Below are 13,534 nucleotides of genomic sequence, written 5' to 3' on the forward strand. Positions count from 1 at the left end.
GGCTCAGCCCAACGGCTTACGGGCGACCAGCAGCCACGATGCGAAACGATGATGGTCGGCGGGCTCATGGCGCTGGGACTGTTTTTCTTCCAGCGCCAGCAGTTGGAAGTCCCCAAACAGCTCGCGCAGGTGCGCCTGATCGGAGAAATGCACATTGCCGGTGTTGGCGAACGAGCCTGTGGTAAAGGCCTTGCGGGTGTAGCGGTCTTCACCCTCCTCGCCCAGGGCATAGTCCGAATGCAGGGTCGAGTACCAATCCACGCCGATAAAAAAACCGCCGGGCCGCAAGGCGTCATAGACCTGGCGCAAGCAGCGGCGAATCGCTTGCCCACCGTTGCAGGTCAGCGACGCACGGTCGATCACCAGGTCGAACCCCGGGGCGAAATCCCAGGGTTGGGTGAAGTCGCCGGTGACAATGTTCGAGGCCAGTTGCGGCAAGCGCTCACGCAGCTTGGCGGCAATGGTCGGGCTGCCTTCGATGGCGTAGTAGTCCACCCCCAGCGCCTGGAAAAACGGGATATTCGCCCCGGCCCCGCAGCCCAGCTCCAGCACCCGGCTGTGCGCGCCCAGATCGCGGCAATGACGCCGGGTCAGGCTGACCACATCGGACCAGGGCCATACCGACAGATGGGTGTTCTCGGCGTACCGCTGTTCCCACTCGTTGGAAAAACTCATAGCCACTCCCTGCATTCGGTTCGGCTGTCGCCGCTGTTCATCCACCAGTCCAGCACACTCAAGCCGGGCACAAATTCGCCCCACAGCTGTGGGTAGCTGGGCGGGGAAAACGCCTGATAACACACCTCGATGCCCGCTGCCGCAAATGCCGCCTCATCAAGATAATCGCGCCCCAGGGCGCCGGACAAATAATGCTCGGCCGCCAGGCTGCGGCAGATATCCAGCACCAGCTCCGACTTGCGGCTGCTCAGTGCCAGGTCGCTGGCACGCACCAGACGAGTAGTAATGCCAAGCTCCGCCAACCAGAACTGCAACTGCTGCCAGCACAGCTCGGCCAGGTTGTCTTCGTATTGCGCATACAAGGCCTCGAGTTTGCCAAAACGCTCGGCGAACTGCGGCGCCTTGCGGTAGTTCAGGCTGATGGCCTTGAGATGGTCAGCACGCCAGTTCTTGCTGTTGTCGATCTGCGTATCGCGCAGGGTGCCATCCAGATGGCCACGGGTACGCACCGGGATGGTCAGCCACTGCGCGCCCTGGGGCGTCTTGATCCGGTTGCGGTTGATAAAGCTGTTTTTCTCGAACTGCACGGTGTCGAGGAACACAAACACCTCTACCCGGGCAATCCGTTCGAAATAGCCCAGCCAGGGCAAGTAGGCCGGTTGATGGGCGGCGAGCCCGCGTGCCTCAGCCATCTAGCAGCTCACTCAGCAGCGCCTGGCGCTGCGTCTGCCAGGCGTCGGCGAACAAGGCGAACAGCTCGATATCGAACACCCCATCGTCGCGATGAATATGCCGCCGACGCCGCCCTTCCGAGGCAAAGCCCAGGCGTTGGTGCACCCGCAGGCTGGCGCTGTTGAAGCTGAGGACTTCCGAGCAGATTTTTTCCAGACCCAGCTCGGTGAACGCGTAGTCGGCGACGCAAAACAGCATGCGCGCGCCGCTGCCTTTGGGCTGCGGGGTATCGGCCAGATTGAAGCCCCAGGAACACCGCCGATGCTGCACCGTGATGTCGGTGAGGCTGGCGTAACCGATGGCCTCATCGCCCTGTTGAAAAACCAGGTGGCGCGACTGCGGGTTGGCCAGCTCGGCAGCCAGCCAGCGCATATGGGTGGCCAACTCGATAGGCGCGGTGTTGTACATGAACGGGCGATTGCTCTCGGCATTGCGCCAGCGCAGCAGCAGCTCGGCATCGGCCGCTTCGACGCGGCGCAAGCTGAATGCGCCAGCCTCGCTCATCGACCCGCTCCGACCACGAAGTCGCCCAGCTGCAACAGCTCGCCTTCGCCAATGGCGCGGGTGGCAACGCTGCCAATGGCCTGGTCGAACAGCGCCGGTGACAGGCCGTTGCCGGGGCGACGCAAACCGATATTGTTCGCCGTCAGGGTTTCCCCGGCGGCAATGGCGCGGATCGCCATCAGGCTGCGGCGCGCCAGAATGCGCATATCCACCTCGGCGGCTGTCGGCCGTACAAACGGCGAACCGAGAATGCGGCTGGCGCGGTGGATATGCTCGATCCACTCGGTAAGCCCCTGCACATTCTCCGAGAACCAGTGATCCGGGCCTGGCAGGTCGTGGTCGAGGGTGAAGTGCTTTTCAAACAGGCGGGCGCCACGCGCCACCGCCAAGGCTGCCGCCAACGGCCCCTGGGTGTGATCGGAAAAACCCACCAGCAAACCGGGGAAGGCCTGTTGCAGGGTGGTCAGTTTACTCAGGTTCACATCGGCGTCCGGCGTCGGGTACTGCGAGGTGCACAGCAGCAGCGCCACCGGCTTGCCGGCGAACCAGCCCACCCCTTCCAGGGCCTGGTGCACCTCGGCCAAATCGCTCATGCCGCAGGACAGAATCAGCGGCAAACCGGCTTCGGCATAAGAGCGCAGCAGCGGCAGGTTGGTGAAATCGTCCGAGCCCACCTTGATCGCCGGCACGCCGATTTGCAGCAACAGGTCGAGGTCGCTGCGGTTCTGTGGCGACGAGAAAAAGGTGATGCCCACTTTTGCGCAATAGGCCTTTACCTGGCGCCATTGCTCGGGGCTGAACTGGTAGCGCTGGAACATCGCCAGCATCGATTCGGTAACGCTCTGGCCCTGGGACTTGTAGGTGAACATCTGCTGCGGATCGCCGCAGAATTCCTCGGCCTTGAAGGTCTGAAATTTCACCGCATCGGCACCGGCCGCCTTGGCGGCATCGATCATGCGCAGGGCCAAGTCGAGGTCACCGTTGTGGTTAATGCCCACCTCGGCAATGCAGTACGGCGGCTGGTCGGCGCCGATGAGGCGGCCAGCGATGGCAAAGCTGTTGTGCGACATCAGTGTCTACCTTCTGCTGCCAGGGCCTGCGGCCTGGCCAAAATATCCAGCATCGCCAGGCTTACTCGCCCGGCGCCCAAGCCGTCCACCAGCGCCCAGCCGCGGACCGATAACGCGGCAAGCTGCGTCGCATCCAAACCGTCCAGAGCCCGACGATAATCGCCAGGCGTCAGGGCCGCGCTATCGCCCAGATTGATCGCCGCGCCCAGGCTGTGCAAACCGGCCGCCAGGCTGCGTTGATTATCCGCCAGCACCGCCACCAGCGCCGGCACGCCCAGGGCGCAGCGTTCCCAGGATGACGAGCCTGCCGCACCAATTGCCAGGTCCGCCTCGGCCAGCAATCGGGCCATGTAATCAATCTGACCATGCAATTGCCAGCCTTGCGTCTGACACAACGCGGCCAGCTGGCTGCCCTGGGGATGGGCGGCGCCTATCACAACGTCCACCTGCACCTCCGCTCGCCAGCCCACCAACGCCTGCAGCGCCTTGAACAGTTCGCCGCCATCATCACCGCCGGTGAAAAACACCAGCACCCGCTGCAAGGCGCCGGAGCGCGGTGCAGTGCGGGCACGGGCCAGCAAAAACTCTTCACGCAGCAGCGCAAACTCCGGGCCGAACAGGGCCTGCGCAGGCTGTTGCAACCAGGGGGCGTAACGCGCGCTGGACTGGTCATCGAAGCCTTGGTCGAGCAACAGGTCGCAATCCAGCGGGCGGTTGGCCAGGTCATCAATGACCATCAGGTGACGGGCAAACCCACGGGCGTTGCGGTGCCAGAGGGCATCCAGGCCGTAGTGGTCGATCACGCACCAATCGAACTGGCGCCCGCCCAGTTGCTGTGCCAGGGCGCGACTGTCGGCAGCCCCATCGATGGCCGCCTCGGCCGCCGTGACCGCTGCGCTCGCCAGGGCCGGCAAGCGCAGCAACTCATACTCCGCGGGGATCAACTGCAACGGCGCGCCGGGCAGATCACGGCAAGCAAAGGTCAGGTGCGCGCCCTGCTCCTGCAACTGCCGGGCAAGGGTCAGGCAGCGCATCAGATGGCCGCTGCCGACCACCAGGGAGGCGTCTACCCGGAACAGGACGCGCACGTCAGATATCCCCATGCTGCTGCAAGCTCGCGTACATCAGCTCGGCGCGGTGCCAGTCTTCCGGGGTGTCGATGTCCTGCACCAGGTACCGGGGCAACAGCACCGGCAATGAGTGCGGCGCAAACAAGGCCTCACCGCGCGCCCAGGCGGCGCTGCGGCCCCAATAGAACTGGCCGGCATCGTGGTAGACCGGCTCCAGATCCTGCGAGCGGGTTTCGTAATACTCAGGGTACAGCGACTCGATGCACTGCTGCGGATTCAGGCGAATGGCGCGCTGCACCGGAAAACCGTAGCTGGTGATGCTGAAGGCAAACTCCTTGTCCGGCCGCGCCTGCAGAATCGCCAGGCCCTCGCGCAAGCTGGCCGGCTGCACAAAGGGCGCGGTGGCATACAGGCAGCAGGCGTAGTCGGGCTGGTAGCCGAGCTGCGCCAGCTCGGCCAGGGCATGCTGGATCACCTCGACGGTGCCGGCATGGTCATCGGCCAACGCTGGCGGGCGCACAAACGGCACCTCGGCGCCAAGGCTGCAGGCCACTTCGGCGATTTCCGGGTCATCGGTGCTGACCACAACGCGGTCGAACACCCCGGCCGCCAGGGCGGCACGGATGGAATAGGCGATCATCGGCTGGCCATGGAACAGCTTGATGTTCTTGCGCGGAATGCGTTTGCTGCCGCCGCGGGCCGGGATGATCACCACCTTGCTCATGGGCGTTTTTCCAGCAGAAACCAGTTGAGGTCATCGGCCGGGAAATTGCTGTCGCGGCGATACACGAAGCCGTAATCCACCAGGCGCAGATCGGCATACAGATCAAGCATCTCGCCGGCAAAATCACGCTTGAACAGCTTGCCGGTATGGCCGCGATAACTGACCTCGACCGGCGCCGGGCTGTAGTACTCGGCAATCAGCACATACCGTTGGCTGGCGTCATAGAGCTTGGCGTAAGCCTGGGGCAACAACTCCGGCGGCAGGTGGATCAGCACGCCTTTGGTAAAGCTCAGGTCAACGGTCTGGCTCAGCGGGTAATCGAACAACGAGCCCTGCCACACCGTCGCCACGTTAAGGCTGTTGGCGATCTCGCAGGCCTTGGCGTTCAGCTCCACCCCGTGCAACTGGGTGCGCGGAAACAGGCGCGCCAATGCCTGCAAGTTGAGGCCGCGGTTGGTGCCCAGCTCCAGCACGCTCTCCAGGCGCCCGGCGTTACGCAGGGCCTGGGCAAAGAATGCCGTGGCCCAGGCCACGGGCAGCTCGCCATCGTTGCGGTCGACGTACTGATCGCCAAACTCGCCTTGCCAGAAACGCTCTTGTTCAGTCAGCTCACGCATGGGCGCGCTCTCCGCTCGGTCAATGCAAGACGCTGATCAGCGCCTGCACCACCTGCTCTTGTTGTTCGTCGGTCATATCCGGGTAAAGCGGCAAGCTCATGGCCTGGCGGTAATAACGCTCGGCCTCGGGGAAGTCACCGTCAGCGAAACCCAGCTGGCGGTAGAACGGCTGCAGATGCACCGGAATGTAATGGAGGTTCACGCCAATTCCGGCCGCGCGCAGGGCGCTGAAGATCTGCGCCTGATCGCTGTGCAGCGCATCCAGTTGCACACGCACCGGGTAGAGGTGCCAGGCCGACTCCGCGTCCTGTTGCGCACTCGGCAAGGTCAACGGCAAGTCCGCCAGCAGCTCGGCATAACGCGCCGCGAGTGCCCGGCGGCGCGTGACAAAGGCATGCAAACGAGTGAGCTGGGACAGCCCCAACGCCGCCTGGATATCGGTGATCCGGTAGTTGTAGCCAAGCTCGAGCTGCTGGTAGTACCAGGGGCCGTCACTGGCCTGGGTCATCAAGGCCGGGTCACGGGTGATGCCGTGGCTGCGCAAGCGGCGCAGGCGCTCGGCCAATTGATCATCCTGGGTAGTGAGCAAGCCGCCCTCGCCAGTGGTGATGATCTTCACCGGGTGGAAGCTGAACACCGTGATATCGGCAAAATCGCCGCAGCCAACCGGCCGGCCACGGTAGCTGGCGCCGACCGCGTGGGAGGCGTCTTCGATGATCCTGAAGCCGTACTGCTCGGCCAGCGCGCGAATGCCGGCCATATCGCAGCTCTGCCCGGCGAAAGCCACCGGCACTACAATTTTCGGCAAACGCCCACGGCTTTGCGCTTGCGCCAGCTTGGCGGCCAGGGCGGGCACACTGAGGTTAAGGGTCAGCGGATCGATATCGACAAAGTCCACCTGCGCGCCGCAATACAAACCACAGTTGGCACTGGCGACGAAGGTGTTGGGGCTGGTCCATAGCCAATCGCCGGGGCCCAGGTCCAGGGCCAGACAGGCAATATGCAGCGCCGCGGTGGCATTGCTGACCGCAACCGCGTGACGGGCCTGACAGGTGGCGGCCATCGCCTGTTCGAAGCGTTCAATGGTCGGCCCCTGGGTCAACCAGTCGGAACGCAGGACCTCGACCACCGCGTCGATATCCTGCGCGGATATGCTTTGCCGGCCGTAAGGGATCATCGAATCAGGACCAGACTTGGCCAAGCTGACGCAGCTCGTCAATGCTCAGGTAATGGGTGTTGGTGTCCGACACATACTCGAAGCTCTCGCTGACCGGTACGCCCCTCTCCCCCAGGCCATCGAGCGCATAGTCGCTCTGCTCGGTGAAGACAATCGACGGGGCAATCACAAAGTGCCGGGCAAACTCGAAGGTGTGGTTGCTGTCATCACGGGAAATCATCATCTCGTGCAGCTTCTCACCGGGGCGGATCCCCACCAGACGGTGCGGCAGCTCCGGTGCCAGGGCCGAGGCCAAGTCGACGATCCGCGCGGAGGGAATCTTCGGCACGAACAGCTCGCCGCCATGCATGCGCTGGAAGCTCTTCATCACGAACTCGACGCCTTCGTCGAGGGTGATCCAGAAGCGGGTCATACGCTCGTCGGTGATCGGCAGATCGACCGCGCCGTCGTTGATCAGCTTGCGAAAGAACGGCAGCACCGAGCCGCGCGAACCGACCACATTGCCGTAGCGCACCACGGCAAAACGGGTTTGCTGGCCACCGGTGATGTTGTTGGCGGCAATAAACAGCTTGTCGCTGAGCAGCTTGGTGGCGCCGTACAGGTTGATCGGGCTGGAAGCCTTGTCGGTGGACAGGGCAACGACCTTCTCCACACCATTGGCCAAGGCCGCATTAATGATATTTTCGGCACCGTTGACGTTGGTGCGGATGCATTCGGAAGGGTTGTACTCGGCAGCCGGCACCTGCTTCAGGGCGGCGGCGTGGACGACGAAATCGATTCCACGCATGGCTTGCTGGACGCGTTCGGCGTCGCGCACATCGCCGAGGAAATAACGCATGCAGGGCGCGTTGAACTCCTGCTGCATTTCGTATTGCTTGAGCTCGTCACGGGAGAACACCACCACCCGCTTGGGCTGGTAGCGATTGAGCAGGGTGCGGATAAAGGCCCGGCCAAAGGAGCCGGTACCGCCAGAAATGAATACGGACTTGCCATCGAACATACCGCTCTCCCCTGCCTGACCAGATGCTGACGCGCTCTATAGCACGGCCTCTGGCTCCATTGACAATTTTATGGCGCACGTTTCTGTAGTGAGGTCACCATAGCAAGCATGGTGCCAACCCTCGGAAACGCAAGGGAAAGCGCAAATCACCGCCGCGCATTGGCAGCGCGGCGGGTCGGTCAGGTGATGTAGTTGAACAGGCTGAGATTGGCGATCTTCACGTAGCTCTGCTGCGCCGCGGAAAGAATGGTGCTCTGCAGTGACAGCCGGGAGATGGCGTCCGCGTAGTCCAGGTCTTCAAGATCAGATTGAACCGACGTGTTGACCAGGGTGACGTCGGCGATGAAGTCGCCGGTGGAGTCCAGAGTGTTCAGGCGCGCGCCCACCGAGCCGCGCACGGCGTCCACTTTGCTGTACACCGAGTCGAGGTTGGACAGGGCTACGGCGGCGACGTCACGGATCACGCGGGCATCTTCAGCGGAGTCACCGGAGCCTTGCAGCGCCTTGCGCAGGTCGGACACGGTGTTGAGCAGGCTGCGCTTTTCTTCGTCCGGTTTGCGGTTGACGGTGAAGTCATCGCCGTTCTGCGGCACGCCGTCGATTTGCACCTTAACCCCACCGTAATTGATGAAGTCGGAGGTGGCCGAGTTGGTGTCCAGAGCGCCGGTAGCCAGCTGCCCGGCGGGTGGTGTGGCCGGGTTGTAGGTGGTCCAGTCGTAACCGGCCGGCAAAGTCGCCTGGTCGTAGACCACGTAATCGGTGCTGCTGAGAAAGTGAATGCCGATGCCATCGGTGGCAACCGGTGGGTTGCTTGAGGGAAAGGTGGTGTCGTAGGCAGTCTTGTCGGTGACCAGGCCCAGGGAAATCCGCCCTGTGCTCACGGTGCCGTCGACATTCACGCCGACGGTGGGGTGGTTGGTGGTCACTCGGTTGGCGTTAAAGACATTTTCGAACAGGTCCTTGCCGTCGTCGCCCAGGTTCACGAAGGTGCTACTGGCCACCTGCACCGCACGCTCCGATTCATCCCCTTGGTAGCTGTAGGTGCCGTCAGCGTTACGCACAAAGGGCTGCTGACCGGATTGGGAACCGCCAAACAGGTACTGGCCGCTGGCGTCTTTGCTGTTCATCAGGCTGAGCAGTTCATCTTCGCGCTGCTGGATCTCGGTGGCCAGGGACGAACGGTCGGTGGAGTCCAGCGTGCCGTTGCCGACCTGTACGCCAATTTCGCGGATGCGCTGCAGCACGGTCTCGATGGAGCTGAGAATGGCCTCTTCGGAATTCAGGCTGTTCTGCGCGGCGGTGTTGTTGGAGGTGTACTGGGCGTTCAGCGCTTGTTCCTGGCTCAGCTGCAGCAGACGCACGGACGCAACCGGGTCGTCAGCCGGGGTGAGGATGCGTTTGCCGGTACTGATCTGTTCCTGGGTGCGCGAAACGTTGGCGTAGTTCTTCTGCATCCCGCTGACGGAACTGTTAAAGGCCTGGATAGTGGAAATTCGCATAACTAACTAGCCTCAGTTGAAGGCGCCTATGAGCGTATCGAACAACGACTGCGCAACTTTAATCACCTGTGCAGAAGCATTGTAGTACTGCTGGAATTGCACCAGGTTCGCCGCTTCTTCATCCAGGCTGACGCCGGAGAGCGAATCACGGTTGTTTTGCGCCTGGGTCAGGACGGTTTCCGCCGCGTCGGCATTCACCCGCACCTGCGCGGTCAGCGAGCCAACTTGCTCCACCAGGCCACTGTAGGCGTTGTTGTAGGTGGCGCCCGTACCGGCAGCGCCAACACCTACGGTTTTCTGGGTTTGCAGGTCGATCAGTTTCAACGCGTTGCGGTTGTCGGCGGTGCCGGCGGTGTTCTGCCCCAGGGTAAAGGTATCGCCCGATTGCGGCGTACCTGTAATGGTGAATTCGTAGGAGTACGTGTTGTTGGTCGACGGGTCGGTGTAATCCAGGCGCAGGGTATTGGACTGGCCGGGGGTCAGCGCGGTGGTCGACGGCGACACGTAGCTCAGGGTCGCACCCGCCGGCAGCGTGCCGGTCAGGGTGTTGGTGGCCGAGTCAAAGGTCAGCGGCAAGCCGGTGCCGAACAGGTCCTGCAGGTCGGTGACATCGATCGGCGACGGGCCGCTGGTCAGATTCGGCTGACTGATCACGCCAGTGCCGCGATTGTTGGTGGTGGCCTGGGCGCGCGCAGAGCCGGCGAAGGCCAACTGGTCAGCCGACTGCAGATCGGTGCCGAAGTTGAACGCACCGCGACGGGTCGGTTGCAGGCTGAAGCGGTCACCGGCATTCGGGGTGCCATTGATGGTGACTTCGAAGCCCTGGTCGGTGGCCGGCGTGGTGCTTGGGTCGGCCAGCGAAATGGTATAGGGCGGCCCCGCACTGGCGGTGACGTTCATGGTCGCGCCGTCGCTCAGACGGCGGGCGGTGAAGTTGGTGCCGTCGTAATCCAGGCGATAGTCGCTGGTGGTCAGCGCACTGGAGTTGGTGATGGCCAGCGAACCCGTGGCGCTACCGGTATTGGTCGCTTGCGCCAGCACCCGCAGCGAGGCCGCAGTGGGGTCGTTGATATCGCTGAACAGCGGGCTACCGGCGCGACCGGCGAGGTCCAGCCCCTGCCCCAGCTGCTTGTTGACGGTATCGGCGAGCACAGTCGCCATCTGCCCGAGGCTGTTGTAACTCTTGTCCAGGGTGGTGTCGCGATAGGCGATCAGGCCGCCCATTTCGCCACCGCTGATTTGCGAGGTGATGGTCTGCGATACGCCGTTGATGCTGAGGTCAACCTGGAACCGCGTTGGATCTTCGACACCCGGTTTGGCCGTCAGGGTCGAGGCGGTGTTGCCCACCACCAGCGGCTGGCCGGTACCCACGAAGAGGCTGACGCTGCCGTCGGTTTGCTCAACGCTCTGCACGCCGATGATCTCGGAAATCTGCCGAATGGTTTCTTCCCGGGCATCAAGCAAGTCATTGGGCTCGGCGCCGGTACCCCGGGCACGGGCAATGGCGTCGTTATAGCTGGCCACGCTGGCGGCCATCGAGTTCACCTGAGTGGTCAGGGCGCTCATTTGCTGGTTGATCAGGCTGTTCTGCTTGTCCAGCTGGTCGTACAGGGTATTAAACGAGCTCGACAGGCCGGAGGCCTGCGACAGCAGCGCTTCGCGAGCGGCGGTGGAGGACGGGTCCTGGGAGGCGGTCTGCAGCGAGGCAAAGAACTTCTGCAGCGCCGGGCTGATGCCGGTGGTGCTGTTGGACAGCAGCGAGTCGAGCTGCTCGATCTGGCTCTTGAATGACTGCAGCTCGCTGTTGGAGCTAGTGGCAGTGCGCACCTGATTAGTGAGGAAGTCGCTGGCCAGGCGGCGTACGTCGACCACCTGGCTACCGGAGCCGATATAACCGGCGCCGGTGAACTGGGCGATGTTGGTCTGCTGCACCGACTCCTGGCGCGAATAGCCCGGCGTGTTGACGTTGGTGATGTTATGCCCGGTCACCGTCAAGGCGGTCTGCGCGCTGCGCAGGCCCGACAGCCCTACTGATAACAAGTCAGCCATGTCGATTCCTCACTAAAAACATCATCACTGCATCCTTACAAACGCGTAACGGTGGTTTCGCCCGCGGCGATGGTCTGGTACGTCTGCATCTGTTTGGCGATCTGCGCCACTTTATTGGCGTACTGCGGATCGGTGGCGTAGCCGGCTTGCTGCAACTCGCGAACGAACTGTTTCGGGTTGGCCGTTTTATCCAGCGCACCGTCGTAACGGTCGTTGTTCTGCAGGAAGCTTACGTAGTCGTTGAAGCTGTCCTGGAAGCTGTCGTAGGAGCGGAACTTGGCCGCTTCCTTCACCGCCTGGCCGCCTTTGTATTCGGTGGTCAGGGCGCGTGCCGATTCGCCATTCCAACCGCCGGCGGCCTTGATGCCGAACAGGTTGTGGCTGCTGGAGCCGTCGGAATCACGAATGATCGACTTGCCCCAACCGGTCTCCAGCGCGGCCTGGGCCACCAGGTAGGCTGGGTCTACGCCAATCTTGGCAGCGGCCTCTTTGGCCATTGGCAACATGGTGGAGATGAATTCATCCGCTGATTTGAACGCGGCTTTACCCGGTGCCAGCGGCGGTTGCGCCAAGCGGCGGCCGCTGGTGGCGTCGACAGCGGTCAAGTCGGCGTTTTTTCCGCTCGCGGTCGCGCCAATCGAAGCGCTGTTGCTCGCCGAATTGGCGGCCAACCAATCGTTCTGCGCCAACGGTTTGCCATCGTTACTGGTGGCACTCGTTGTATTTGGGACAATTCCGGCCAGCAATCGGTCAGTCAAAGTTCCTGGCAGTGACAAGCGGCGCTTATTCAGCAGCTTGCTGTCGTCACGGGCGCTGTCCACGGCCGGCAACTCCTTGACCGCCTTGCTGGTCAGGGTTTTGTTCGCCGTTTCGCTCGCGGTGGCGGCACTCACACCGATGGTGGCGCTGACGCCAGTGGTGGCCAGGGCGTCGCCAGCCTGGGCAAAAGGGTTAGCCTTGTGGACGCCCTTCTGCATCTTCGACATCTGACGCGCCAGCACGTCGGCCAGGCCGATACCGCCCTCTTTGGACATTTTGACCGCCAGCTCCTGGTCATACATTTGCTGGTAGGTCTTGGCCTCGTTGCTGTTCATGAAGTTGCCTTCGGAGAACGCTTCGTTTGCCGAACGCTGGGCCTTGAGCATCTGGTTGAGGAACAGCGACTCGAACTCCTGCGCCACCTTCTTGATGTTGGCTTCGCTGTCGCGGTCCTTACCCACCTTCAGATTGGCCAGGCGATTGATGTCGCTGTAGGCGCCGCTGTCGAGTGTGGAGCCAACCCCGGATGTCAATTTCGCGTCCATGGCTGCCTCCTTAAATCACAATCAGATCAGCCTGGAGCGCGCCGGCTTGCTTCAGCGCCTCCAGGATTGCCATCAGGTCGGACGGCGATGCGCCCACCTGGTTAACCGCCCGGACGATTTCATCCAGCGTGGTCCCCGGGCCGAACTTGAACATCGGCTTGGTTTCCTGCGAGGCATCCACTTTCGAGCGCGGCACCACAGCGGTCTGGCCGTTTGAGAAAGCACCCGGCTGACTGACGATCGGGTCTTCGGTGATGCTCACGGTCAGGCTGCCGTGGGTAACGGCGGCCGGCTGTACTTTGACGTTCTGGCCGATGACGATGGTGCCGGTACGCGAGTTGATGATGACTTTCGCCACCGCTTGCCCGGCGTCCACTTCGAGGTTTTCCAGGATCGACAGGTAGTCGACGCGCTGGTTGGGGTCGAGCGGCGCACTGACGCGGATCGAACCGCCGTCGATGGCCTGAGCCACACCGGGGCCGAGCAGTTCGTTGATCTGGTCGACCATGTGCTTGGCCGTGGTGAAGTCCGGACGGTTGAGGTTGAGGGTCAGGGTGTTGCCCTGATCGAAGCCACTTGGTACCGGCCGCTCAACGGTGGCGCCGCTGGGGATACGGCCAGCCGAGGGTACGTTGACGGTGATTTTCGAGCCGTCACCACCTTCGGCATCGAAGCCGCCGACCACCAGGTTGCCCTGGGCAATGGCGTAGACGTTGCCGTCGATACCTTTCAACGGCGTCATCAGCAGGCTACCGCCGCGCAGGCTCTTGGCGTTACCGATCGAGGAGATGGTCACATCAATGGTTTGCCCCGGCTTGGCGAAGGCCGGCAGGTCGGCATGGATCGACACCGCCGCGACGTTTTTCAGCTGCACGTTGCCGCCGGTAGGCACCTTGATGCCGAACTGCGCCAGCATGTTGTTGAAGGTCTGCACGGTGAACGGGGTTTGCGTGGTCTGGTCGCCACTGCCATTGAGGCCCACGACCAGGCCGTAGCCAATCAACTGGTTGGCACGCACACCCTGGATGGTCACCAGGTCTTTGATCCGCTCAGCCTGCACCGCCGAAGCGGCGAGCAGGAGACAGCAGGCGGTAAGCAGTCGTTTGATCATGA

Annotated in this window: 13 protein-coding genes; all 13 read right to left on the reverse strand. The window is 62.7% G+C overall.

Annotation, left to right across the window (positions count from 1 at the left end):
* Positions 1–3: 3 nt before the first annotated feature.
* Positions 4–675, reverse strand: coding sequence for a class I SAM-dependent methyltransferase (locus C8K61_RS15245; RefSeq protein ID WP_158272515.1), 672 nt, complete (start codon positions 673–675; stop codon positions 4–6).
* Positions 672–1,367: a WbqC family protein gene (locus C8K61_RS15250; RefSeq protein ID WP_108097121.1), complete on the reverse strand. Its 696-nt coding sequence runs from the start codon at positions 1,365–1,367 to the stop codon at positions 672–674. Before C8K61_RS15250 ends, C8K61_RS15245 begins: the two co-directional genes overlap by 4 nt.
* Entirely contained in the window at positions 1,360–1,911 is a 552-nt protein-coding gene (gene pseH, locus C8K61_RS15255) for a UDP-4-amino-4,6-dideoxy-N-acetyl-beta-L-altrosamine N-acetyltransferase (RefSeq protein WP_108097122.1), read from the reverse strand. The genes C8K61_RS15250 and pseH overlap by 8 nt, the downstream gene beginning before the upstream one ends.
* Positions 1,908–2,981 carry an N-acetylneuraminate synthase family protein gene (locus C8K61_RS15260; protein ID WP_108097123.1) on the reverse strand — a complete coding sequence of 358 codons (1,074 nt, stop codon included), beginning with the start codon at positions 2,979–2,981 and terminating at the stop codon, positions 1,908–1,910. The genes pseH and C8K61_RS15260 overlap by 4 nt, the downstream gene beginning before the upstream one ends.
* Positions 2,981–4,069: a UDP-2,4-diacetamido-2,4,6-trideoxy-beta-L-altropyranose hydrolase gene (gene pseG / locus C8K61_RS15265; RefSeq protein ID WP_158272516.1), complete on the reverse strand. Its 1,089-nt coding sequence runs from the start codon at positions 4,067–4,069 to the stop codon at positions 2,981–2,983. Before pseG ends, C8K61_RS15260 begins: the two co-directional genes overlap by 1 nt.
* Before the next feature lies 1 nt (position 4,070).
* A complete protein-coding gene (pseF, locus tag C8K61_RS15270; RefSeq protein WP_108097125.1) occupies positions 4,071–4,775 on the reverse strand; it encodes a pseudaminic acid cytidylyltransferase in 705 nt (234 codons plus the stop codon).
* The gene (locus C8K61_RS15275; RefSeq protein WP_108097126.1) at positions 4,772–5,392 is read right to left on the reverse strand and encodes a pseudaminic acid biosynthesis-associated methylase; all 621 of its coding nucleotides are present in this window, start codon (positions 5,390–5,392) and stop codon (positions 4,772–4,774) included. Before C8K61_RS15275 ends, pseF begins: the two co-directional genes overlap by 4 nt.
* Before the next feature lie 19 nt (positions 5,393–5,411).
* The gene (gene pseC, locus C8K61_RS15280; RefSeq protein WP_108097127.1) at positions 5,412–6,569 is read right to left on the reverse strand and encodes a UDP-4-amino-4,6-dideoxy-N-acetyl-beta-L-altrosamine transaminase; all 1,158 of its coding nucleotides are present in this window, start codon (positions 6,567–6,569) and stop codon (positions 5,412–5,414) included.
* A gap of 4 nt (positions 6,570–6,573) precedes the next feature.
* Positions 6,574–7,569 (reverse strand): UDP-N-acetylglucosamine 4,6-dehydratase (inverting), encoded by a 996-nt coding sequence (gene pseB / locus C8K61_RS15285; protein ID WP_108097128.1) that lies wholly within the window; start codon positions 7,567–7,569, stop codon positions 6,574–6,576.
* Positions 7,570–7,748: 179 nt separating this feature from the next.
* Positions 7,749–9,068, reverse strand: a complete 1,320-nt coding sequence (flgL, locus tag C8K61_RS15290) for a flagellar hook-associated protein FlgL (protein ID WP_108097129.1) — start codon at positions 9,066–9,068, stop codon at positions 7,749–7,751.
* Between the two features lie 12 nt (positions 9,069–9,080).
* Positions 9,081–11,117, reverse strand: coding sequence for a flagellar hook-associated protein FlgK (gene flgK / locus C8K61_RS15295; protein WP_108097130.1), 2,037 nt, complete (start codon positions 11,115–11,117; stop codon positions 9,081–9,083).
* A gap of 35 nt (positions 11,118–11,152) precedes the next feature.
* Positions 11,153–12,421 (reverse strand): flagellar assembly peptidoglycan hydrolase FlgJ, encoded by a 1,269-nt coding sequence (gene flgJ / locus C8K61_RS15300; protein ID WP_108097131.1) that lies wholly within the window; start codon positions 12,419–12,421, stop codon positions 11,153–11,155.
* 10 nt (positions 12,422–12,431) lie between these two features.
* Positions 12,432–13,532 carry a flagellar basal body P-ring protein FlgI gene (locus C8K61_RS15305; protein WP_108097132.1) on the reverse strand — a complete coding sequence of 367 codons (1,101 nt, stop codon included), beginning with the start codon at positions 13,530–13,532 and terminating at the stop codon, positions 12,432–12,434.
* Positions 13,533–13,534: the final 2 nt, after the last annotated feature.

The organism is Pseudomonas sp. GV071, assembly GCF_003050835.1.
Classification (GTDB): domain Bacteria; phylum Pseudomonadota; class Gammaproteobacteria; order Pseudomonadales; family Pseudomonadaceae; genus Aquipseudomonas.